The 22,594-nt window shown below is 60.9% G+C and carries 25 protein-coding genes; 17 read left to right on the top strand and 8 right to left on the bottom strand.

Features of this window, described 5'->3' with window-relative positions; translation table 11 throughout:
• Nucleotides 1-327 carry an ElaB/YgaM/YqjD family protein gene (locus tag AC07W0_RS21330; RefSeq protein WP_102618190.1) on the bottom strand — a complete coding sequence of 109 codons (327 nt, stop codon included), beginning with the start codon at nt 325-327 and terminating at the stop codon, nt 1-3.
• Nucleotides 328-483: 156 nt separating this feature from the next.
• Between AC07W0_RS21330 and AC07W0_RS21335 the strand changes: the two genes are divergently transcribed.
• Complete coding sequence (locus tag AC07W0_RS21335) at nt 484-699, top strand: dodecin (RefSeq protein ID WP_017848986.1); 216 nt, start codon at nt 484-486, stop codon at nt 697-699.
• A gap of 116 nt (nt 700-815) precedes the next feature.
• Complete coding sequence (locus AC07W0_RS21340) at nt 816-1,040, top strand: DUF1161 domain-containing protein (RefSeq protein WP_017848987.1); 225 nt, start codon at nt 816-818, stop codon at nt 1,038-1,040.
• Between the two features lie 61 nt (nt 1,041-1,101).
• Here AC07W0_RS21340 and AC07W0_RS21345 read toward each other — a convergent pair whose 3' ends face one another.
• On the bottom strand, nt 1,102-2,103 hold the full coding sequence (locus tag AC07W0_RS21345; protein WP_017848988.1) for an LLM class flavin-dependent oxidoreductase: 1,002 nt from the start codon (nt 2,101-2,103) through the stop codon (nt 1,102-1,104).
• A gap of 216 nt (nt 2,104-2,319) precedes the next feature.
• Between AC07W0_RS21345 and AC07W0_RS21350 the strand changes: the two genes are divergently transcribed.
• Both AC07W0_RS21350 and AC07W0_RS21355 read left to right on the top strand, forming a co-directional pair.
• Complete coding sequence (locus tag AC07W0_RS21350; protein WP_017848989.1) at nt 2,320-2,751, top strand: OsmC family protein; 432 nt, start codon at nt 2,320-2,322, stop codon at nt 2,749-2,751.
• 142 nt (nt 2,752-2,893) lie between these two features.
• On the top strand, nt 2,894-3,133 hold the full coding sequence (locus AC07W0_RS21355) for a DUF1161 domain-containing protein (RefSeq protein WP_017848990.1): 240 nt from the start codon (nt 2,894-2,896) through the stop codon (nt 3,131-3,133).
• Here AC07W0_RS21355 and AC07W0_RS21360 read toward each other — a convergent pair whose 3' ends face one another.
• On the bottom strand, nt 3,134-3,556 hold the full coding sequence (locus tag AC07W0_RS21360; protein ID WP_017848991.1) for a PA0061/PA0062 family lipoprotein: 423 nt from the start codon (nt 3,554-3,556) through the stop codon (nt 3,134-3,136). It abuts the gene before it with no gap.
• A gap of 110 nt (nt 3,557-3,666) precedes the next feature.
• Between AC07W0_RS21360 and AC07W0_RS21365 the strand changes: the two genes are divergently transcribed.
• A complete protein-coding gene (locus AC07W0_RS21365; protein WP_102618189.1) occupies nt 3,667-4,710 on the top strand; it encodes an aminopeptidase in 1,044 nt (347 codons plus the stop codon).
• An 86-nt stretch (nt 4,711-4,796) separates the two neighbouring features.
• Here the strand turns inward: AC07W0_RS21365 and AC07W0_RS21370 are convergent, their stop codons facing one another.
• A complete protein-coding gene (locus tag AC07W0_RS21370; RefSeq protein ID WP_079442550.1) occupies nt 4,797-5,456 on the bottom strand; it encodes an HAD family hydrolase in 660 nt (219 codons plus the stop codon).
• Entirely contained in the window at nt 5,453-5,995 is a 543-nt protein-coding gene (locus AC07W0_RS21375) for a gamma carbonic anhydrase family protein (protein ID WP_017848994.1), read from the bottom strand. The genes AC07W0_RS21370 and AC07W0_RS21375 overlap by 4 nt, the downstream gene beginning before the upstream one ends.
• 54 nt (nt 5,996-6,049) lie before the next feature.
• On the opposite strand from AC07W0_RS21375, the gene prlC reads away from it, so the two are divergent.
• Both prlC and AC07W0_RS21385 read left to right on the top strand, forming a co-directional pair.
• Complete coding sequence (gene prlC / locus AC07W0_RS21380; protein ID WP_169884429.1) at nt 6,050-8,149, top strand: oligopeptidase A; 2,100 nt, start codon at nt 6,050-6,052, stop codon at nt 8,147-8,149.
• Complete coding sequence (locus AC07W0_RS21385) at nt 8,146-8,418, top strand: YheV family putative zinc ribbon protein (RefSeq protein ID WP_017848996.1); 273 nt, start codon at nt 8,146-8,148, stop codon at nt 8,416-8,418. Before prlC ends, AC07W0_RS21385 begins: the two co-directional genes overlap by 4 nt.
• Nucleotides 8,419-8,425: 7 nt before the next feature.
• On the opposite strand, the gene AC07W0_RS21390 is transcribed toward AC07W0_RS21385, so the two are convergent.
• Nucleotides 8,426-9,112: a tyrosine-protein phosphatase gene (locus AC07W0_RS21390; protein WP_017848997.1), complete on the bottom strand. Its 687-nt coding sequence runs from the start codon at nt 9,110-9,112 to the stop codon at nt 8,426-8,428.
• A 281-nt stretch (nt 9,113-9,393) separates the two neighbouring features.
• On the opposite strand from AC07W0_RS21390, the gene AC07W0_RS21395 reads away from it, so the two are divergent.
• The 6 genes from AC07W0_RS21395 (at nt 9,394) to AC07W0_RS21420 (ending at nt 16,977) form a co-directional block, all read left to right on the top strand.
• On the top strand, nt 9,394-10,146 hold the full coding sequence (locus tag AC07W0_RS21395; RefSeq protein ID WP_017848998.1) for a gluconate 2-dehydrogenase subunit 3 family protein: 753 nt from the start codon (nt 9,394-9,396) through the stop codon (nt 10,144-10,146).
• 2 nt (nt 10,147-10,148) lie between these two features.
• On the top strand, nt 10,149-11,933 hold the full coding sequence (locus tag AC07W0_RS21400) for a GMC family oxidoreductase (RefSeq protein WP_026140283.1): 1,785 nt from the start codon (nt 10,149-10,151) through the stop codon (nt 11,931-11,933).
• A 12-nt stretch (nt 11,934-11,945) separates the two neighbouring features.
• On the top strand, nt 11,946-13,256 hold the full coding sequence (locus AC07W0_RS21405) for a c-type cytochrome (protein ID WP_102618188.1): 1,311 nt from the start codon (nt 11,946-11,948) through the stop codon (nt 13,254-13,256).
• Nucleotides 13,257-13,326: 70 nt separating this feature from the next.
• Complete coding sequence (locus tag AC07W0_RS21410; protein WP_017849001.1) at nt 13,327-14,385, top strand: PA0069 family radical SAM protein; 1,059 nt, start codon at nt 13,327-13,329, stop codon at nt 14,383-14,385.
• A 227-nt stretch (nt 14,386-14,612) separates the two neighbouring features.
• Nucleotides 14,613-15,344, top strand: a complete 732-nt coding sequence (locus AC07W0_RS21415) for a carbonic anhydrase (RefSeq protein WP_017849002.1) — start codon at nt 14,613-14,615, stop codon at nt 15,342-15,344.
• A gap of 85 nt (nt 15,345-15,429) precedes the next feature.
• Nucleotides 15,430-16,977, top strand: coding sequence for a SulP family inorganic anion transporter (locus tag AC07W0_RS21420; protein WP_079442554.1), 1,548 nt, complete (start codon nt 15,430-15,432; stop codon nt 16,975-16,977).
• Between the two features lie 69 nt (nt 16,978-17,046).
• On the opposite strand, the gene AC07W0_RS21425 is transcribed toward AC07W0_RS21420, so the two are convergent.
• Nucleotides 17,047-17,694 carry a hypothetical protein gene (locus tag AC07W0_RS21425; protein ID WP_046381543.1) on the bottom strand — a complete coding sequence of 216 codons (648 nt, stop codon included), beginning with the start codon at nt 17,692-17,694 and terminating at the stop codon, nt 17,047-17,049.
• 368 nt (nt 17,695-18,062) lie between these two features.
• Here AC07W0_RS21425 and coxB point away from each other — a divergent pair, with 368 nt between their 5' ends.
• From coxB to AC07W0_RS21445, 4 genes are read left to right on the top strand one after another with little or no spacing between them, the layout of a single operon-like run.
• Entirely contained in the window at nt 18,063-19,190 is a 1,128-nt protein-coding gene (gene coxB, locus AC07W0_RS21430) for a cytochrome c oxidase subunit II (protein ID WP_026140284.1), read from the top strand.
• A 58-nt stretch (nt 19,191-19,248) separates the two neighbouring features.
• The gene (gene ctaD, locus AC07W0_RS21435) at nt 19,249-20,838 is read left to right on the top strand and encodes a cytochrome c oxidase subunit I (protein ID WP_017849006.1); all 1,590 of its coding nucleotides are present in this window, start codon (nt 19,249-19,251) and stop codon (nt 20,836-20,838) included.
• A gap of 43 nt (nt 20,839-20,881) precedes the next feature.
• The gene (locus tag AC07W0_RS21440) at nt 20,882-21,433 is read left to right on the top strand and encodes a cytochrome c oxidase assembly protein (protein WP_026140285.1); all 552 of its coding nucleotides are present in this window, start codon (nt 20,882-20,884) and stop codon (nt 21,431-21,433) included.
• Nucleotides 21,434-21,468: 35 nt separating this feature from the next.
• Nucleotides 21,469-22,356 carry a cytochrome c oxidase subunit 3 gene (locus AC07W0_RS21445; protein ID WP_017849008.1) on the top strand — a complete coding sequence of 296 codons (888 nt, stop codon included), beginning with the start codon at nt 21,469-21,471 and terminating at the stop codon, nt 22,354-22,356.
• Between the two features lie 6 nt (nt 22,357-22,362).
• On the opposite strand, the gene AC07W0_RS21450 is transcribed toward AC07W0_RS21445, so the two are convergent.
• Nucleotides 22,363-22,566: a twin transmembrane helix small protein gene (locus tag AC07W0_RS21450; RefSeq protein ID WP_017849009.1), complete on the bottom strand. Its 204-nt coding sequence runs from the start codon at nt 22,564-22,566 to the stop codon at nt 22,363-22,365.
• Nucleotides 22,567-22,594: the final 28 nt, after the last annotated feature.

A 22,594-nucleotide genomic window follows, 5' to 3' on the forward strand; every position in this document is an offset into this window, starting at 1 on the left:
TCAGTTACCGCGTTTGCACAAAAGGTAAGCCGCCAGCAGGCCCAGCGCGCCAACGGCAACGCCGGCGGTAGTCCATGGGTGTTCTTGTGCATAGTCCCGGGTCGCCACGCCAGTTTCGCGGATTTTGACTTTGCTTTCTTCGTAGGCGTCGCTGATCAGGTGGCGAGAATGCTTGAGCGCGTTCTCGGCATTGCTTTTCAGGGCCTTCAGAGTCTTGCGCGACTCATCGGATGCGTCGTCCTTGAGGCTCTCAAGAGACTTGAGCAGGCTCGAAATCTCGGCTTCCATGCTTTCCAGCGACGCTTTGCGTAAAGAGGTGTTGGCCATGTGGACTCTCCTGAAGTGATTGGGTGGCGTGTGTAGATACCGACTACGGCCGTCTCAGAAAGTGCAGTAAATCTGAACTTTCGAGTAGGAACGGTCGCCAGAAGCAGTATGAGCTTTGACTGCTAGGCTTTATTGACGACCCTCAGGAGAAACGCCATGTCTGATCATCACACTTACAAGAAAGTCGAATTGGTGGGTTCGTCCACCACCAGCATCGAAGAGGCGATCAACAACGCCCTGGCTGAAGCCAGCAAGAGCATCAAGCATTTGGAGTGGTTCGAGGTGACCGAAACCCGTGGCCATATCAAGGACGGCAAGGCTGCGCACTTCCAGGTTACGTTGAAGGTGGGGTTCCGAATTGCCAGTAGTTGATCGAAACCGTTGAACTTGCCGGCTGGCCGATTGCCATAACCTGCGCTACAACCAATGGGGGCCGATGCGACCAGCGTCGGCCACGCTCGTTTCGATCAGCGCAAGGGAAGTGACGGATGAAAAAGTTCTTGTTAGCAGTAGGTTTGTTGAGCATGGCGGGCACCGTGCTGGCGGCGGGCAAGCCGTGTGAAGAGCTGAAAAGCGAAATTGCCGCGAAAATCGACGCCAAGGGTGCTTCGGGTTATTCGTTGGAAGTGGTGGCTAAAGGCGCTGCGGCTGACGGCAAGGTGGTTGGCACCTGCGAAGGCGGCACCAAGGAAATCGTCTACAAGCGCGGTTAATCGTGCGTTGCAGACATAAAAAACCGACGCGCGTGCGTCGGTTTTTTTTCGCCTGCCAGATTTAGCCCTTCATCAACTGCGCGAGCAGCTCGTAGGAATGAATCCGGTCGGCGTGTTCGTACAGGTCGCAGGTAAAGATCAGCTCGTCGGCGCCGGTCTGTTCGACCAGTACTTCCAGTTTGGCGCGGATCTTCGCCGGGCTGCCGACCATCGCCAGGCCGAGGAAGCTGCCCACCGCGTCTTTTTCATGGGGCAGCCACAGGCCGTCCATGCTTTCCACCGGCGGACGCTGCACCAGGCTCTGCCCGCGCATCAGCGCCAGGATGCGTTGGTAGACGGAAGTGGCCAGGTAATCGGCCTGTTCGTCGGTATCCGCCGCGACCAACGGAAGGCCGAGCATTACGTAAGGCTTGTCCAGAACGGCCGAAGGCTTGAAGTGATTGCGGTACACGCGAATCGCCTCATGCATCAAGCGCGGTGCGAAATGCGAGGCAAAGGCGTAGGGCAAGCCGCGCTCCCCCGCCAACTGCGCGCTGAACAGGCTGGACCCGAGCAGCCACACCGGGACGTTGGTGCCGGTGCCGGGAACCGCGATCACCCGCTGGTCGGGCGTGCGCGGGCCGAGGTAGGCCATCAATTCGGCCACGTCTTCGGGGAAGTCGTCGGCGCTGCCGGAGCGCTCACGGCGCAGGGCGCGGGCGGTCATCTGGTCGGAACCGGGCGCACGGCCCAGGCCCAGGTCGATCCGGCCGGGGTACAGGCTTTCCAGGGTGCCGAATTGTTCGGCGATCACCAGCGGTGCATGGTTGGGCAGCATCACGCCGCCGGAGCCGACGCGGATGGTCGAGGTGCCGCCGGCCAGGTAACCGAGCAATACCGAGGTGGCCGAGCTGGCGATGCCGTCCATATTGTGGTGTTCCGCCACCCAGAAGCGGTTGTAGCCAAACTTTTCCACATGCTGGGCCAGGTCCAGGGAATTGCGCAACGACTGCGCGGCGCTGCCGTTGGCCCGCACGGGCACCAGGTCGAGGGTCGAGAACTTCACGTCGGACAGCGATTTCATAAGCCGGCTTCTCCAATAAGGGCGCAGGTTTCTTAGACGAACCAAAACCTGCCGCTTCATATGCATGTTCTATGCAATGAGGGCATATACCCGAGATTCAATAGGTCGTGCGAAATTTCCTACTTTGTTGCTAGGTTTCTCTTACAAGTGAACTTTGCCAAAGCATCTATCCTCAGAACCCTTACTGACGCAAAACCATCGTTTGAGGAGACTGCTATGAGTATCGTTAAAAAAGCATCCGCGCATTGGGAAGGTGATCTGAAGACAGGCCTGGGTTCCATCTCCACGGAAACCGGCGTGCTGCGCGAAGCGCCCTACGGCTTCAAGGCCCGTTTCGAGGGCGGCAAGGGCACCAACCCTGAAGAGTTGATCGGTGCAGCCCACGCTGGCTGTTTCTCCATGGCGTTTTCCATGATTCTCGGCGACGCCGGGCTCAAGGCTGACAGCATCGACACCCAGGCCGAAGTGACCCTGGACCAGGTCGACGGTGGTTTTGCGATCACCGCTGTACACCTGATCCTCAACGCCAAGATTCCCGGCGCGAGCCAGGCGCAGTTCGATGAGCTGAGCAAAAAAGCCAAGGAAGGGTGCCCAGTGTCCAAGGTGCTGAACGCGAAAATCAGCCTGGACGCCACCCTCGTCGACTGACACAGCCTTAGGTGAGAGGGGGCTTGCTCCCTCCCACATTCAGTTGTGCGTTAAATCAGAACTCGTGTTTCCCCGATGTGGTCCTATAGCCTATGCAGCCATAGGCGCACATTCGTGCGCGTGCATTCAGGGAGCTTCACACATGAAACGTTTTGTCTTGGCGATCATCTGCGGTGTATTGGCCACATCGGCTGTGGCCGCGCCCAAAGACTGCGAAGAACTCAGGAAAGAGATCGAAGTGAAGATCCAGGCCAAGGCGATTCCGTCCTACACCCTGGAAATCGTCAGCAAGGAAGAAGCCGACAAGCACGATGTCGCCATGGTCGTAGGCACGTGTGAGAACGGTACCAAGGCAATCATCTACCAGAAGAACAATGACTGATCAGATGCAGTTCACGCTGCGCTCCTGCGCCAATAACTGACGCGCGGCGTTGTACAGCCGGATATTCGGTGTGTAGGACAACGAGCGCCCCTCCAGGCGATAACGCTGGCCTGCCTCGAAGTGGTCGTACTGCAAGGTCATGAAACAGGTCCGGTCCTGGGTCTGCGACAACCCGCCAAAGCTGCCGCCGGTCGGCACTTCGAAATCAAACCGCACCATCAACTCGTGACTGCCCGGCGGGACCTGGAAGAAGCGCCCGTCGTTCAGGTTTTTCCCATCCAGACGTTGGGCCATCACCAGCTTGGCCCCCGGTGTCGGGGTGGCGAAATCGACCCAGGCCTGTTGCGCGTCCATCGGCGGGATGGGTGGTAAAGCACAGGCGCTGAGCAACAGGGCGGCGATGGGAAGCACTAGCTGGCGCATGGCGGGCACTCAACACAAGGAGAGCCTTGAGTATAAACGCGCTACGCCATGGAAAAACGCCGGGCAGTCACGATAGGCTGGCGAGCCAATTACCCAGGAGCAGTCGCGGCATGATCAGGCGTTTTCTTCCAGGGTTGTGGTGGGTGCTGCTCAGCGGTTGTTCCAGCGTCGATTACTACGGCCAATTGGCCAGCGGCCAGTGGCAGTTGCTGCAGGCTCGGGAGCCGGTGGCCAAGGTGATTGCCGACCCGGCGCGGCCGCAACAGTTACGTGAGCACTTGGTGCAATCGCAAAAGGCGCGCACGTTCGCCAGCGAGCAGTTGCACCTGCCTGACAATCAGAGTTACCGGTTGTACGCCGATATTGGCCGGCCTTATGTGGTCTGGAATGTTTTTGCCACGCAGGAATTTTCCTTGTCGGCGCAAAATCACTGCTTTCCCATCGCTGGTTGTGTCGCCTATCGCGGTTATTACAGCCAGGGCGCGGCGCGGGGTGAGGCGGCGTTGCTCAAGCAACAAGGCATGGACGTGTCGATTGGCGGCGTCGAGGCCTATTCCACCTTGGGTTGGTTCAATGACCCGATCATGAGTTCGATGCTGGGCTGGGGCGATGAGCGCCTGGCCACGTTGATTTTTCACGAGCTGGCGCACCAGCGCTTTTACGTGAAGGACGACACCGAGTTCAATGAATCCTTTGCCACCTTCGTCGAGCAGGAAGGCACGCGCCAATGGCGCGCCGCCCGGGGCCTGGCGCCGATTGGCAGCGCGGCGCTGCAGCAGCGTGACCAATTTACCCAGTTGGTCCTCGATACTCGCAAACGTCTGGAAACACTCTACGCCCAGCCCTTGGCGGCCGATGCGATGCGGCGAGCCAAGGCGGCTGAATTCGAGCGTTTGCGCAGCGACTACCGGCGGGTGCGGGACAGTCAGTGGGGCGGCGACACGCGTTATGACGCCTGGATGAACCTGCCGATGAACAATGCGCGGCTTTTACCGTTCGGGCTGTATGACCAGTGGGTGCCGGCGTTTGCGGCGTTGTTCCGGCAGGAAGGTGGGGATTGGCTGAAGTTCTATGCGGCAGTGGAGCGGATGGGCCAACTGCCGGTGGCACAGCGTAAGGCGGCGTTGAGGCAGTTGGAAGGTGTTGGCCGGTAGGGCCTCATCGGGAGCAAGCCCCCTCCCACATTTGGCCTGCGTACACGGATCAAAATGTGGGAGGGAGCTTGCTCCCGATAGCGCGCTCAAGGCCGCTGCAAAAACGCCTGATGCATCTGCGCCAACGTCTCGAAATGCCAGGTCGGCGCTTCGGCACTCAGCTCTTCGAAACTGCCGAACCCATACCCGACCGCCGCCGAATCCAGCCCATTGCTGCGCGCCCCGATCAAGTCATGCTTGCGGTCGCCGATCATCAAGGTGGTGGCCGGGTCCAGGCGTTCTTCGCGCATCAAGTGGGCGATCAGCTCGACCTTGTTGGTGCGCGTGCCGTCCAGTTCGCTGCCGTAGATCACCTTGAAGTGCTTGGCAAAATCGAAATGACGGGCGATCTCGCGGGCAAATTCCCACGGCTTGGAGGTGGCCACGTACAGCTGGCGCCCTTGGCTGTTGAGGGCTTCGAGCAGCGGCATCACCCCGTCGAACACGCGGTTTTCATACAAACCGGTGACTTTGAAGCGTTCACGGTAGAAATTCACCGCTTCCCAGGCCTTGGCTTCGTCGAAGTCGTAGAACTGCATGAAGGCTTGCAGCAACGGGGGGCCGATGAAATGTTCCAGTTGGGTGATGTCCGGCTCGTCGATACCGAGTTTGCCCAGCGCGTACTGGATCGAACGGGTAATGCCCTCGCGCGGGTCGGTCAGGGTGCCGTCCAGATCGAACAGTACGGTTTGATGGTGCAGAGTCATTGATCGAATCCCTCGGCCAGGTGCAGGTCTTTGAGCTTCACGTAGTTCGCTGCGCTGTAGGTGAAAAACGCGCGTTCCTTGTCAGTCAGTTCGCGGATCTGTTTAACCGGGCTGCCGACGTACAAGAAGCCGCTTTCAAGTCTCTTGCCCGGCGGCACCAGGCTGCCGGCGCCGATGATCACGTCGTCTTCGACCACGGCGCCGTCCATCACGATGCTGCCCATGCCGATCAGGATGCGATTACCGACGGTGCAGCCGTGCAGCATGACTTTGTGCGCGATGGTCACGTCGTCGCCGATCAGCAGCGCAAAACCATCGGGATTGAACGGCCCGGCGTGGGTAATGTGCAGCACGCAGCCGTCCTGCACGCTGGTGCGCGCGCCGATGCGGATGCGGTGCATGTCGCCGCGGATCACCGTCAGCGGCCAAACCGAGCTGTCGTCGCCGATTTCGACATCGCCGATCACCACCGCCGAAATATCGACAAAAGCCCCGGCGCCCAGGGTTGGCGTGTGGTTCTGATAGGTGCGAAGGGTCACGATAGCCTCTCTCTCTTCTGCTGATAGCTGCGGTGGACGTTGATTGTAATTAAGATGGCCCCATCTTTGTTCTTACATGTTTCTTCAGCCAAGGTGCCAACCGTGAGCGCGAACAACCCTCTTCTGCAGCCCTACGACCTGCCGCCGTTCTCGGCGATCCGTGCCGAGCACGTTCAGCCGGCCATCGAACAGATCCTCGCCGACAACCGGCTTGCCATCGAAGGCATCCTGCAAAGCCAGGGGAAAAATCCGACGTGGGCCGGCCTGGTCCTCGCCATGGATGAGCTGAATGATCGCCTGGGTGCCGCCTGGAGCCCGGTCAGCCACCTCAATGCCGTGTGCAACAGCGCCGAACTGCGCGAGGCCTACGAGGCATGCCTGCCGGCGTTGAGCGCCTATTCCACCGAGATGGGCCAGAACCGCGAACTGTTCCAGGCCTTCGAAGCCCTGGCCAGCAGCCCGGAAGCCGGCGGTTTCGACGTGGCGCAAAAAACCATCCTGGAACACTCGCTGCGCGATTTCCGCCTGTCGGGTATCGACCTGCCGCCCGAACAGCAAAAACGCTACGCCGAAGTGCAAAGCAAGCTCTCCGAACTGGGCAGCAAGTTCTCCAACCAGTTGCTGGACGCGACCCAGGCCTGGACCAAACACGTCACCGATGAAGCCACCCTCGCCGGCCTGACCGACTCGGCCAAGGCGCAAATGGCCGCCGCAGCCCAGGCCAAAGGCCTCGACGGTTGGCTGATCACCCTGGAATTCCCCAGCTACTACGCGGTGATGACCTACGCCCAGGACCGCGCCCTGCGCGAAGAAATCTACGCAGCCTATTGCACCCGAGCGTCGGACCAAGGCCCGAATGCCGGTCAGAACGATAACGGCCCGGTCATGGAACAGATCCTCGACCTGCGTCAGGAACTCGCCCAACTGCTGGGCTATGCGTCCTTCTCGGAATTGAGCCTGGCCACGAAAATGGCCGACTCCAGCGACCAGGTGCTGAGCTTCCTGCGCGACCTGGCCAAGCGCAGCAAGCCGTTTGCCGCCCAGGACCTGCAGCAGCTCAAAGCCTACGCCGCCGAACAGGGCTGCGCCGACCTGCAAAGCTGGGACAGCGGTTTCTACGGTGAAAAACTGCGTGAGCAGCGCTACAGCGTGTCCCAGGAAGCCCTGCGCGCCTACTTCCCGATCGACAAGGTGCTTGGCGGCTTGTTTGCCATCGTGCAGCGTCTGTATGGCATCGAGATCGCCGAGCAGAAGGGCTTCGACACCTGGCACCCAGACGTGCGCCTGTTCGAAATCAAAGAAAACGGCCAGCACGTCGGGCGCTTCTTCTTCGACCTGTACGCCCGCGCCAACAAGCGTGGCGGCGCCTGGATGGACGGCGCTCGCGACCGTCGCCGCACCATCGACGGCGTGCTGCAAAGCCCGGTGGCCAACCTGGTGTGCAACTTCACCCCGGCCGACAGCGGCAAGCCTGCCCTGCTGACCCACGACGAAGTGACGACGCTGTTCCACGAATTCGGCCACGGCCTGCATCACCTGCTGACCCGTGTCGAGCATGCCGGCGTGTCCGGCATCAACGGCGTGGCCTGGGATGCGGTGGAATTGCCGAGCCAGTTCATGGAGAACTGGTGCTGGGAGCCGGAAGGCCTGGCACTGATCTCCGGCCATTATGAAACCGGCGAGCCGCTGCCTCAGGACCTGCTGGAAAAAATGCTCGCGGCGAAGAACTTCCAGTCCGGCCTGATGATGGTGCGCCAGTTGGAGTTCTCGCTGTTCGACTTTGAATTGCATGCCACCCATGGCGATGGCCGCAGTGTGGCGCAGGTACTTGAAAGCGTGCGCGACGAGGTGTCGGTGATGCGTCCGCCGGCCTATAACCGCTTCCCCAACAGCTTTGCGCATGTCTTTGCCGGTGGTTACGCTGCGGGTTACTACAGCTACAAGTGGGCTGAAGTGCTGTCGGCCGATGCGTTCTCCAAGTTCGAAGAAGACGGCGTGCTCAACGCCGAAACCGGACGTGCTTTCCGCGAGGCGATCCTGGCCCGTGGCGGTTCCCAGGCGCCGATGGTGTTGTTTGTCGATTTCCGCGGGCGTGCGCCGTCGATTGACGCACTCTTGCGCCACAGTGGCCTGAGTGAGGACGCAGCAGCATGAGTGAAGTACCTGTGAGTACCAAAAAGCAATTTATCGCCGGGGCCGTCTGCCCGGCGTGCAGCGAGCCGGACAAGTTGAAGATGTGGACCGAGGACAACGTGCCGCATCGCGAGTGCGTGGCCTGCGGCTATACCGACACGCTGAATGATCAGGGCTTGTCGGTGCCCAAGGAATTGGGCACGCGGGTCAACACCTCGGCGCTCAAAGCGCCGGACCCGACGGTGCAGTCGGTACAGTTTTTTCCTAATCCCAAGCTGAAGAAAGACTGAGACCCTGTCAGGGGGTTGTCAGCGTTAGCGTGCTTTTCAGAGGTTCGACATGGCTGTTGCCGGCCGTGTTGAACCAGCTTTTCACCGAGCACAGGGCAAACGCGCTGGTGCTGCAATCGCCATTGGCCAAGGCTGTGCGCAACTTGTCGATATCGGCCTTCATCATGTAGCGAACGCCGTCCTTGAAGCCCTTGCTGCTGCCGAAGCCGCCCAGGGTCATTTCGTTCAACGCCTCTTCCTTGCTCCAGCCCTGAACCACCACGCGATACATCGCCGCCATCAGGCCGGTGCGGTCTGAGCCATGCTTGCAGTGCATCAGCACTGCACCGTTGGCTTCGGAGTCGCGGATCGCCCTCAGTGCGGCCAGCACGTCAGCGTCATCGACATGATTTGTACGATAAATCAGCTGGATCTGTCGGATATCAGAATTTTTTAGCCAGCTGTCGTCGGACTCCGGCAGAAAGTTGATCACCGTGCCGACCTTGAGTTTTTCCAGCAGGGGCACGGCATTGCTGTCCGGCAGCGCGCTGCGGTAGAGGGTGGGCGTCATCTGGTGCAGGTTGTATTGATTGCCGACCGGCTGCGCCCATTCGGGGGAGCGAAGGGATGTGCTGTCGTCCGCCCAGGTGTGAGCGCTGGTGAACAGTGCCAGGAACGCAAGGCCGAGGGCCGGTAGCCATTGATGATTGAACATGGGCGACGTAACCGATAGGGGGTTGGCGGGTGATGCCAAGAGTCGGCCAGGCGCGGTCAATGGGGTGTGAGGGGCGCGTCAAAGAAATGTGAATCACCGTCGATGGTGCAGTTTTGACGCTGAATCGATTCTCTTTATACTTAGCCTGCTATCATTTGTAACTATTGATTGCCGCTACGTTCTATCTCCTTGGATCGGTGGGGTCCACCTTGCTGCTGCCAAACCACAAGCTGCTCCTAGAAGCGGCTGATAAACCCGTGACCACATGATGAGGTACACCCATGTCTGATCAAGATCAAGACAACCCCCGGCGCGACTTTTTGCGCAAATCCTTGACCTTGATCCCGGTGGTCACGGTTGCCAGCAGCGGCCTTGGCGGTTCGATGCTGATGGCCATGCCCGCACCGGCCAAAGCCAGCCCCGCTCCGCCGCCGGTCAGCGACAAGGCGTATGAGCCGAGCTATTTCAGCGCCGAAGAATGGGCATTCATCAACGCCGCCGTGGCGCGCCTGATCCCCGCCGATGCCCAAGGCCCTGGCGCCCTGGAAGCCGGTGCGGCGGAATACATCGACCGCCAGATGAACACGCCCTACGCCAGTGGCGCGCTGTGGTTCATGCAAGGTCCGTTCAACGCCGACGCCGCGCCGGAAATGGGCTGGCAGAGCAAGTTGGTACCCAAGGTCATCTATCGCCTGGGCATTGCCGCGACGGATGCCTGGTCGAAAGCGTTCAACGGCAAGGCTTTTGCTGCGCAAGACAGCGCTACCCAGGATGACATGCTGCGCCGCCTGGAGGCTGGCGGTAGTGAGGTGAGTGCCCATTTCGACGCGGTGCCGCCGAAGATGTTCTTCAATTTGCTGCTGCAAAACACCAAGGAAGGCTTCTTCTGCGATCCGATCCACGGCGGCAATAAAGGTCTGGTCGGCTGGACCATGATCGGCTTCCCCGGCGCCCGCGCCGACTTCATGGATTGGGTGGAGCGCAACGAGCAATACCCCTTCCCGGCGGTTTCCATTCGCGGCGAGAGGGCATAAACGTGGCGACCATCATGAAAAAAGTGGATGCGGTGATCGTCGGCTTCGGCTGGACTGGCGCGATCATGGCCAAGGAACTGACGGAAGCGGGCCTCAACGTGGTAGCGCTAGAGCGCGGCCCGATGCAGGACACTTACCCGGACGGCAACTATCCCCAGGTCATCGACGAATTGACCTACAGCGTGCGTAAAAAACTCTTCCAGGACATCTCCAAGGAGACGGTAACGATTCGCCATAGCGTGAATGACGTCGCCCTGCCCAACCGTCAGCTCGGCGCCTTTTTGCCGGGCAACGGCGTCGGCGGTGCGGGCCTGCACTGGTCGGGTGTGCATTTTCGCGTCGACCCTATCGAGTTGCGCATGCGCAGCCACTACGAAGAGCGCTACGGCAAACATTTCATTCCCAAGGACATGACTATCCAGGACTTCGGCGTCAGCTATGAAGAGCTGGAGCCGTTTTTCGACTACGCCGAAAAAGTCTTCGGCACCTCCGGCCAGGCCTGGACCGTCAACGGTCAGTTGGTCGGCGAAGGCCGTGGCGGCAACCCGTATGCGCCGGATCGTTCCAACCCGTTCCCGTTGGAGGCGCAGAAGAACACGGTGTCGGCGCAGCTGTTTCAGAAAGCAGCCACGGCAGTCGGTTACAAACCCTACAACCTGCCATCAGCCAATACCTCGGGGCCATACACCAACCCCTATGGCGCGCAGATGGGCCCGTGCAACTTCTGCGGTTTTTGCAGTGGCTACGTGTGCTACATGTACTCCAAGGCGTCGCCGAACGTGAACATCCTGCCAGCGTTGCGCCAGGTGCCGAACTTCGAGCTGCGGCCGAATTCCCACGTACTCAAGGTCAACCTCGACAGCACCAAGAGTAAGGCAACCGGCGTGACCTATATCGACGCCCAGGGGCGGGAATGCGAGCAGCCGGCCGATTTGGTGATTCTCGGCGCGTTCCAGTTCCATAACGTGCGCTTGATGCTGCTGTCGGGGATCGGCAAGCCCTACGACCCGATCAGCGGCGAAGGCGTGGTAGGCAAGAACTTCGCCTACCAGAACATGGCGACCATCAAGGCCTTCTTCGACAAGGACACCCACACCAACAACTTTATCGGTGCTGGCGGCAATGGCGTGGCCATCGATGACTTCAACGCCGACAACTTCGACCACGGGCCCCATGGCTTCGTCGGGGGCTCGCCGATGTGGGTCAACCAGGCCGGCAGTCGGCCGATCGCCGGCACCTCCAACCCACCCGGTACTCCGGCGTGGGGCAGCGCCTGGAAGCGTGCCACCGCTGATTACTACACCCATCAGGTGTCGATGGATGCCCACGGCGCGCATCAATCCTACCGCGGTAACTACCTCGATCTGGACCCGGTGTACCACGATGCCTACGGCCTGCCGCTGCTGCGCATGACCTTCGACTGGCAGGAAAACGACATCAAGATGAACCGCTTCATGGTCGAGAAAATGGGCAAGATCGCCGAAGCGATGAACCCCAAGGCCATTGCCGTGCTGGGCAAGAAGGTCGGTGAGCATTTCAATACCGCGTCCTATCAGACCACCCACCTCAACGGCGGCGCGATCATGGGCACCGACCCGAAAACCAGTGCGTTGAACCGCTACCTGCAGTGCTGGGATGTACACAACGTGTTTGTCCCCGGCGCGTCCGCTTTCCCACAAGGTCTAGGTTACAACCCTACCGGCCTGGTGGCGGCGTTGACCTACTGGTCGGCGCGAGCGATTCGCGAGCAGTACCTGAAAAATCCCGGCCCACTGGTTCAGGCATAAGGAACGATGACCATGAAAGCACGTGTTATCGCCTCCTTTGCGGCGTCCCTGGCGTTGCTCGGCAACTGCTCGGTGAGCGCCGCCGACACCGACCTGATCAAGCAAGGCGAATACCTGGCCCGCGCCGGCGACTGCGTCGCCTGCCACACAGCCAAGGGCGGCAAGCCGTTCGCTGGCGGCCTGCCGATGGAGACCCCCATCGGCGTGATCTATTCCACCAACATCACCCCGGACAAGACCGGCCTGGGCGCCTACAGCTTCGCGGACTTCGACAAGGCCGTGCGCCATGGCGTCGCCAAGAGCGGCAGTACGCTTTACCCAGCGATGCCCTATCCGTCTTACGCCCGCGTCAGTGAAAGCGACATGCAGGCGCTGTATGCGTACTTCATGAAGGGCGTGGAACCGGTCGCCCAGGAAAACCGGGCCAGTGACATTCCCTGGCCCTTGAGCATGCGTTCGCCGTTGGCGGCGTGGCGCTGGATGTTTGCCCCGCCCGTGGCGGATACCCCGGAAGTGGCGGGCGCCGATCCAGTGATCAGCCGTGGCGCTTACTTGGTCGAGGGCCTCGGCCACTGTGGCGCGTGCCATACGCCGCGGGCGCTGACCATGCAGGAAAAAGCCTTGAGTGCGGCCGACGGCAGCGCTTTTTTGTCCGGCAGTGCGCCGCTGGAAGGTTGGATCGCGAAAAGCCTGCGTGGCGACCACAAGGACGGCCTCGGCAGTTGGAGCGAAGAGCAACTGGTGCAATTCCTCAAGACCGGCCGCAGTGATCGCAGCGCGGTGTTCGGCGGCATGAGCGATGTGGTCGTCCACAGCATGCAGTACATGTCCCAGGACGACCTGACCGCGATCGCCCGCTACCTCAAGAGCCTGCCGGCGATGGACCCTCAAAACCCGCCGCACCAGTACGACAAGCAGGTGGCCGAAGCGCTGTGGAACGGCGATGACAGCCGGCCGGGCGCGTCGGTGTATATCGACAACTGCGCCGCCTGCCATCGCACCGACGGTCATGGCTACACGCGGGTGTTCCCGGCGCTGGCGGGCAACCCAGTGGTGCAGACGGCGGATGCCACGTCGCTGATCAACATCGTGTTGAACGGCGGCACATTGCCGGCCACCCACACTGCGCCGTCCACCTTCACCATGCCGGCGTTTGCCTGGCGCCTGTCGGACCAGGAAGTGGCGGATGTCGTCAGCTTCGTGCGCGGTAGTTGGGGTAACAAAGGTGCTGCGGTGAAGGCCAGTGACGTGGCCGACCTGCGCAAGAATGACATGCACACGACGTCAGGCGACGACCTGGGGCAAGTCACGCAACCGCACTGACCGCCAAACGGCACTGGTCATCCAGCTAGCGCCCCTATACTGTATATAAAAACAGTATAGGGGCGTTTTCATGTCTGCACCTCTGCCGCCCCGTGGCCGGGGCACGGCGACCAACCTGCACAATCGTTTCGCGCCCACCGTCAGCGTGGTCGAGGACGACGGCTGGTACCAGGAGGTGCCGCCGACCCAGGGCACCGAAGTGCGTATCGAAACGGCCAAGACCATCATCACGCGCAACAACTCGCCGGACTTGCCGTTCGATCGCTCGATCAATCCTTATCGCGGGTGTGAGCATGGCTGCATCTACTGCTATGCGCGGCCCAGCCATGCCTATTGGGACCTGTCGCCGGGGCTGGATTTCGAAACCAAACTGATCGCCAAGACCAACGCCGCCGATGTGCTCGAACAGCAGCTGTCCAAGCCCGGCTACGTGTGTGCGCCGATCAACCTGGGTTCCAACACCGATCCGTACCAGCCGATCGAGCGCGAGTACAAGATCACCCGGCAAACCCTCGAAGTGCTGCTGCGCTATCGGCACCCGGTGACCATCATCACCAAGGGCTCGCTGATCCTGCGCGATCTCGACCTGCTCACCGAACTGGCGCGCCAGCGGCTGGTGGCGGTGATGATCAGCCTCACCAGCCTCGACGACGAACTCAAGCGCATCCTGGAGCCGCGCACGGCGGCGCCCAAGGCGCGGTTGCGGGCGATCCGGGTGATGCGCGAGGCTGGTATCCCGGTGGGGGTGCTGTGTTCGCCGATGATCCCGATGATCAACGACAGCGAGCTGGAGAGCCTGCTCACCGAAGCCCATGCAGCCGGTGCGCAAAGTGCGGCGTATATGATGCTGCGCCTGCCGCTGGAGGTGGCGCCGCTGTTCGAGGAGTGGCTGGCGGCGCATTACCCGCAGCGCGCGGCCCATGTGATGAGCCTGGTACGCCAGGTGCGGGGTGGGGGCGTGTATGACAGTCGCTTCGGCGTGCGTATGCGCGGAGAGGGGCCGTTTGCCGATCTGCTGGCGCAGCGCTTCAGCAAGGCAATCAAGCGCCTTGGGCTCGACCGTCGGGAAGGCTTCAATCTGGATTGCACGGCGTTCTGCCCACCGGGCAGGCAGATGGCGTTGTTGTAGACTATTGGGCAAATACGCACTGTGATCGTAGAGGTGGTCGCGTTTTGACATCACTGAAACCCGCGATCTAGAGCGGTTGATTCAGTTTGAGTTAAGTTTCGACGGCTACTTTGTTCAGCGAGTGACTGACGAGTTGGCACCCGGCTTTGCGGCGTTCTAAAACTATTCCATCGGCCCGGCGTCGAATTGACCTGAACCCTCCCCTGCATTAATCAAGAGGATGAATCATGAGTGACAAGGATAAACAGCCGTTGGCTGCGTCGGCTTCAGCCGCTCAAGTGGCGGAGTCCGCCGATGCAGCGCTAAAGCACATCGTTGACGGCTTTTTGCATTTCCATCACGACGTCTTCCCTCAGCAAGAAGAACTCTTCAAGAAACTCGCCACGGCCCAGAACCCTCGGGCGATGTTCATCACCTGCGCCGACTCGCGCATCGTGCCCGAGCTGATTACCCAGAGCTCGCCCGGCGACCTGTTCGTGACCCGTAACGTCGGCAACGTGGTGCCCCCCTACGGGCAGATGAACGGCGGTGTTTCCACGGCCATCGAATACGCGGTCCTTGCCCTGGGCGTGCAGCACATCATCGTGTGCGGGCACTCCGACTGCGGCGCGATGCGCGCGGTGCTCAACCCCGCGAGCCTGGAGAAGATGCCGACGGTCAAGGCCTGGCTGCGGCACGCCGAAGTCGCCAAGACCATGGTTCACGACAACTGCGACTGCGCCAATGAAGGCGAGAGCATGAAGATGCTGACCGAAGAAAACGTCATCGCCCAGTTGCAGCATTTGCGCACCCACCCGTCCGTGGCCTCGCGCATGGCCAATGGTCATTTGTTTATCCATGGCTGGATCTACAACATCGAGACCAGTGAAATCCGCGCCTACGATGCGGAAAAGGCGGCGTTTCGACCGCTGAACGGCACCGAGCCAATCCCCTCCGCGACGCCTAAAGCGCGCTTCTAACACACTTCCCTGCCGGGTAGAGCGGTGGCTGCCATGGATGCAGCCAGGCTTTGCCGCGCCCGGCGAATGCCTCGGGAGAGTCATCATGCGTGCTGCTCAATTAAAAGCTGTGTTGCCTCGGGAGCTGCTGGCCTCCGTGGTAGTGTTTCTGGTCGCCCTGCCCTTGTGCATGGGGATCGCGATCGCTTCCGGCATGCCGCCGGCCAAGGGCCTGATCACCGGCATCATCGGGGGCCTGGTGGTGGGCTGGATGGCGGGGTCGCCGTTGCAAGTCAGCGGGCCGGCGGCGGGGTTGGCGGTGTTGGTGTTCGAACTGGTGCGCCAGCACGGCATGCCGATGCTCGGGCCGATCCTGCTGCTGGCCGGCTTGCTGCAACTGCTGGCCGGGCGTTTGCGCCTGGGCTGCTGGTTCCGTGTCACGGCGCCGGCGGTGGTCTACGGCATGCTGGCGGGGATCGGCGTGCTGATTGTGCTGTCGCAGGTCCATGTGATGCTCGACGGTGCGCCCCAGCCATCAGGGCTGGATAACCTGGCGGGCTTCCCGGCCGCGTTGGCAGCGGCGGTGCCTACCCTGGGCGGCGGCCTTGGCTGGCAGGCCGGTTTGCTGGGGCTGTCGACCATGTTGGTGATGTACCTGTGGGATAAGTTCCGCCCGCAACCGCTGCGGTTTGTGCCGGGCGCCTTGTTGGGTGTGGGCCTGGCAACGCTGGCCAGCCTGGTACTGGCGTTGCAGGTCAAGCGCGTGGAGGTGCCGGAAAACCTCGCCGACGCCATCGATTGGCTGCGCCCCAGCGACTTGCTGAACCTGGCCGATCCCCAATTGTTGATCGCCGCGTTCGCCGTGGCGTTTATCGCCAGTGCCGAAACCCTGCTCTCCGCCGCCGCAGTCGACCGCATGCACAGTGGTCAGCGTTCTGACTTCGATAAGGAATTGTCCGCGCAAGGCGTGGGCAACATGCTCTGCGGCCTGGTCGGCGCCTTGCCGATGACGGGTGTGATCGTGCGCAGCTCGGCCAACGTGCAGGCCGGCGCCACCACGCGCTTGTCGGCGATGTTCCATGGCGTGTGGCTGCTGGGGTTCGTGCTGTTGCTGTCGAGCGTGCTGCAAAGCATTCCGGTGGCGAGCCTGGCGGGCGTGCTGGTGTACACCGGGATCAAGCTGGTGGACGTCAAGGCGTTCCGCGCGTTGGGCCGCTACGGGCGGATGCCGATGTTTACCTACGCGGCCACGGCGCTGGCGATCGTCTTTACCGACCTGCTGACCGGCGTGTTGGTGGGTTTCGGGCTGACGTTGCTGAAACTGGCGTTCAAGGCTTCGCGCCTGAAAATCAGCCTGATCGATTTGCCCGGCCACGGTGAAATGGAATTGCGTTTGAGCGGCGCGGCGACTTTTCTGAAAGTGCCGGCATTAACCCGGGTGCTGTCGACGGTGCCGGCGGGAAACACCCTGCATGTACCGCTGAACAACCTCAGTTACATCGACCATTCTTGCCTGGAGTTGCTGGAGGAATGGGGTCGGGCCAATGCGGCCAAGGGCGCGAAGCTGGTGATCGAGGCGCGGGGGTTGAAGCGTCGCTTGGAAGGTCGGGTGCGGACCACGACGAGGATCGGTTCGGCGCCGTTTACCAACTGACGGAACCGGATCAAAAATGCGGGAGGGGGCTTGCCCTCTCCCGCATGTGTTTAGCGTCAGGTCGAAGATTCAGGCCTGCTGATCCAGTTCCAACTCAATGCCCAACTTGCGCGACAGGCACGGCCAGCGCTTCCACGCTGCTTCCGTTGCCAGGCTTTTGAGCTGCTCGCGGTAGGCCTCGACCGATTCCAGCGCAAAGCTGTCTTCGCTGAGCATTTTATCTACTGCATGGTGTACGGCTTCGTCCAACTGGTTGGCAAAGGTTTCACCGATCAGTTGATGGGCAATCAGATTGGCCACGGTGGTGTCCGCTGGAATCAACGGTTGGCCGAAATGCGTGATATACAGGTCATTGACCTCTTCGACCAGGCGATGGGCCAGGTAGGCCTCGTCCAGCAGGCCGTCGAGACCGATATGGCCCGCCAGAATCGCGGGCGGTTGCAGGAAAAACTGCTCGGCAATCTTCAGTACCGGCTTGACCTGGCTTTCGATACCGGCCTCGCGGGCTACGTCGTTGGCGGCGTCCAGCAGGTCTGGGACGAGGTCGACGTAGGCAGTGACAAAGCGTGTCATGACGAGGTTACGATCACCCTCCGCCAGGGTAATGGCCGAATGCAGGTGCGGTAATTGTTTCTCGAGTTGCTGGGCCAGTTGGCCGGTGCTGGCTTCGTGTTGATGGGCAAGGGAAATCTGCTCGCGCAATGCGGCGGTGTTCATGAAAGCTCCAGTGAAGCAGGCGTAGGAAAAGGGAAAGGACAAGGTAGTTCGTTTATACAAGCGTCTAAGACGCATTTGTCATAATTATTTCATGGTTATGCGCCGCTGTTATATCGAATTGCCATCGTTCGTCGGATAAACGATTCCGCCCCCCGGTCTTATGGGCCCCGTCCGTCTGTTTCAGCTCATTTGCCCCTGCACATTGCGGGGTGGCAGGTGCTGTCTATACTCGGTTTTGTACGCGATTAGCTGATGACGCCAGACTGCATAAGCAGGTGAGGCTAAGCGGTTGTAAGCAGTATGGAAGCCGCTCCCTTCGACGCAGGTGCACACCGGCGGGATAACAAGAACGATAAGGGGAACCCGCAATGACGCGACATCCACATGTTTGGATGGGCCTCCTGTTGTGGTCAGTATTCGGTCAGGCGCATGCCGCCTGGACAACGAATATGGCGCCAGGGGCGACAGAAGTCAGTCACGCCGTGTTCGACCTGCACATGACCATTTTCTGGATCTGTGTAGTGATCGGCATTGTCGTATTTGGCGCGATGTTCTGGTCGATGATCCTTCACCGCCGGTCTACGGGCCAGGTGGCCGCCAAGTTCCACGAAAGCACCACCGTGGAAATCCTCTGGACCGTAGTGCCCTTGCTGATCCTGGTGGCCATGGCCATTCCGGCGACCAAGACTCTGATCAACATCTACGACAGCACGGAATCGGACATCGATATCCAGATCACCGGCTATCAGTGGAAGTGGCATTACAAATACCTCGGCCAGGATGTGGAGTTCTTCAGCAACCTGGCCACTCCCGCCGAGCAGATCCACAACAAGGCCACCAAAGGCGAACATTACCTGCTGGAAGTCGACCAGCCGCTGGTGCTGCCGGTGGGCGCCAAGGTGCGTTTTCTGGTGACCGCCGCGGACGTGATCCACTCCTGGTGGGTGCCGGCCTTTGCGGTCAAGCGCGATGCCATCCCCGGTTTCATCAACGAGGCCTGGACCCGTATCGAGAAGCCCGGCATCTACCGGGGCCAGTGCGCCGAGCTGTGCGGCAAGGACCACGGCTTCATGCCCATCGTGGTCGAGGTCAAGTCCAAGGCCGACTACGACACCTGGCTCGGCGAGCGCAAGGCTGAGGCCGCTCAGCTCAAGGAGCTGACCTCCAAGGAGTGGACGCTGGACGAACTGGTCGCCCGTGGCGACAAGGTCTACCACACCAGCTGTGTGGCCTGTCACCAGGCCGAAGGCCAGGGCCTGCCGCCGATGTTCCCGGCACTCAAAGGCTCGCCGATCGCCACCGGAAGCAAGGAAGACCACCTGCACCGCGTCTACTTCGGCAAGCCCGGCACCGCCATGGCCGCCTTCGGCAAGCAACTCTCGGAAGTGGATATCGCCGCGGTGGTGACCTACGAGCGCAACGCCTGGGGCAACAACAAAGGCGACATGGTCACGCCCAAAGACGTGCTGGCTCTGAAACAGGCGGAAAGCAAATGACTCACTTCATTGCGAATGCGCTGAACCGCCCCGCCCACTCGTTTGCAGGAGAACGGCCATGAGCGCTGTGATCGATGACCACGGCCACGCCAGTGACCATGCCCACGGCCCCGCCAAGGGTTTGATGCGCTGGGTGCTGACCACCAACCACAAAGACATCGGCACGATGTACCTGTGGTTCGCCTTCACCATGTTCCTGCTCGGCGGCTCGTTCGCCATGGTGATCCGCGCCGAGCTGTTCCAGCCCGGCCTGCAGATCGTCGAGCCGGCGTTCTTCAATCAGATGACCACCATGCACGGCTTGATCATGGTGTTCGGCGCGGTGATGCCGGCGTTCGTCGGCCTGGCCAACTGGATGATCCCGCTGATGATCGGCGCGCCGGACATGGCCCTGCCGCGCATGAACAACTTCAGCTTCTGGTTGCTGCCGGCGGCGTTCCTGCTACTGGTCTCGACCTTGTTCACCCCGGGCGGCGGGCCGAATTTCGGCTGGACCTTCTACGCCCCGCTCTCCACCACCTACGCCCCGGAAAGCGTGACGTTCTTCATCTTCGCCATCCACCTGATGGGCATCAGTTCGATCATGGGCGCGATCAACGTGGTCGCCACCATTCTCAACCTGCGCGCACCGGGTATGACCCTGATGAAAATGCCGCTGTTCGTGTGGACCTGGCTGATCACCGCTTTCCTGCTGATCGCGGTGATGCCGGTGCTGGCCGGTTGCGTGACGATGATGCTGATGGACATCCACTTCGGCACCAGCTTCTTCAGTGCCGCCGGCGGTGGTGATCCGGTGTTGTTCCAGCATGTGTTCTGGTTCTTCGGCCATCCCGAGGTGTACATCATGATCCTGCCGGCCTTCGGCGCCGTCAGCTCGATCATCCCGACCTTTTCGCGCAAACCGCTGTTTGGCTACACCTCGATGGTCTACGCCACGGCGAGTATCGCGTTCCTGTCGTTCATCGTGTGGGCGCACCACATGTTCGTGGTCGGCATTCCGCTGGTGGGCGAGTTGTTCTTCATGTACGCCACCCTGCTGATCGCCGTCCCGACGGGGGTGAAGGTGTTCAACTGGGTCAGCACCATGTGGCAAGGCTCGCTGACGTTCGAGACGCCGATGCTGTTTGCGGTGGCGTTCGTGATCCTGTTCACCATCGGCGGTTTCTCCGGCTTGATGCTGGCCATCGCGCCGGCAGACTTCCAGTACCACGACACCTACTTCGTGGTGGCGCACTTCCATTACGTACTGGTGCCTGGCGCAATCTTCGGCATCTTCGCCTCGGCTTACTACTGGCTGCCGAAATGGACCGGCCACATGTACGACGAAACCCTGGGCAAGCTGCACTTCTGGCTGTCTTTCGTGGGCATGAACATGGCGTTCTTCCCGATGCACTTCGTCGGGTTGGCCGGCATGCCGCGTCGGGTGCCGGACTACAACCTGCAGTTCGCCGACTTCAACATGGTCTCGTCCATCGGCGCGTTCATGTTCGGTGCCACGCAGATCTTCTTCCTGTTTATCGTGATCAAGTGCATCCGCGGCGGCCCGCCCGCGCCGGCCAAGCCGTGGGACGGCGCTGAAGGCCTGGAGTGGAGCGTGCCCTCGCCCGCGCCGTACCACACCTTCACCACGCCACCGGAGGTCAAATGAACCGGCTTCCACAAATCCCCTCCCACACTGTCGGGTGATCGCCATGGCTGACTCCGTGCCACTCAAGCGCCTGGTCACCCGTCTGTTGATCCTGGTGCTGGCGATGTTCGCTTTCGGCTTTGCCCTGGTGCCGATCTACGACGTGATGTGCAAGGCGTTCGGCATCAACGGCAAGACGGCCGGGCAGTATGAGGGCGAGCAGATCGTCGATCCGTCGCGCCAGGTGCGGGTGCAGTTCCTGTCCACCAATGCCATCGACATGGTCTGGGAGTTCCATTCCAAGGCCGATGAGATCGTGGTCAACCCCGGCGCGGTCAACGAGATGCTCTTCGTGGCCTACAACCCCAGCGACAAGCCGATGACCGCCCAGGCGATCCCGAGCATTTCCCCGGCTGAAGCGGCGATGTACTTCCACAAGACCGAGTGTTTTTGCTTCACCCAGCAAGTGCTGCAACCCGGTGAGCGCATCGAAATGCCGGTGCGCTTCATTGTCGATCGCGACATGCCCAAGGATGTGAAGCATTTGACCCTGGCGTACACGCTGTTTGATATCACTGCGCGCCAACCGCCCGTGGCTGTCCATAGCGGCGGCTAGCTACTGTTTGCCCGCTCAATCAGGAGAGCGAATACATGTCGACTCATGATACGTACTACGTACCAGCGCAAAGCAAATGGCCGATAATTGCCACGGTTGGCCTGCTGATCACCGTGTATGGCCTGGGCGTGTGGTTCAACGACCTGAAGGCTGCGCGCCCGGAATCCCACGGGCCGTGGATCTTTTTCGTCGGTGGCCTGTTACTGGCCTACATGCTGTTCGGCTGGTTCGGCGCGGTGATCAAGGAAAGCCGCGCCGGGTTGTACAGCGCGCAGATGGACCGCTCGTTCCGCTGGGGCATGACCTGGTTCATCTTTTCCGAAGTGATGTTCTTTATCGCGTTCTTCGGTGCGCTGTTTTATGTGCGGCATATGTCGGCGCCGTGGTTGGCGGGCGAAGGCTCCAAAGGCATCGCGCATATGCTGTGGCCGAATTTCGAGTTTGTCTGGCCGCTGCTCAACAACCCCGATCCCACGCTGTTTCCCGCGCCCGAAGGCACCATCAGCCCGTGGGGCCTGCCGTTGGTCAACACCATCCTGCTGGTGAGTTCCAGCGTGACCATCACCATCGCCCACCATGCGCTGCGCAAAGGCCATCGCGGTGCGCTGAAGCTCTGGCTGGCGATCACGGTGCTGCTGGGCCTGGGGTTTCTTGGGTTCCAGGCCGAGGAATACATCCACGCCTACAAAGAGCTGGGCCTGACGTTGGGCTCCGGCGTGTACGGCGCGACCTTCTTCATGCTCACCGGTTTTCACGGGGCCCACGTGACCATCGGCACGATTATTTTGTTCGTGATGCTGATGCGTATCTTGCGCGGGCACTTCAATGCCGAGCACCAGTTCGGTTTCGAGGCGGCCAGTTGGTATTGGCACTTTGTGGATGTGGTCTGGATCGGCCTGTTTTTCTTCGTGTATGTGCTGTGAGGCGCGCTACCAAGGCGCATGTGACACCAGCTGGCCGCTGAAAAAGCCCCAGGCGATCAACGCCACGGTGATCACGGCCAGTACGACACGCACGGTCAAAGCGGTGACGAGGCGGTTGGAGTGGCCCTCGTCCTTGACCAGAAAGAACAAGCCACTGAACAGGCTCGCGACGGTCGCGATGAGCATCAGGGCAATGGCGGCTTTGAGCATGGTCTGGCTCCAGGGCTTATAGGGGAGG

The organism is Pseudomonas sp. GW704-F2, assembly GCF_059423025.1.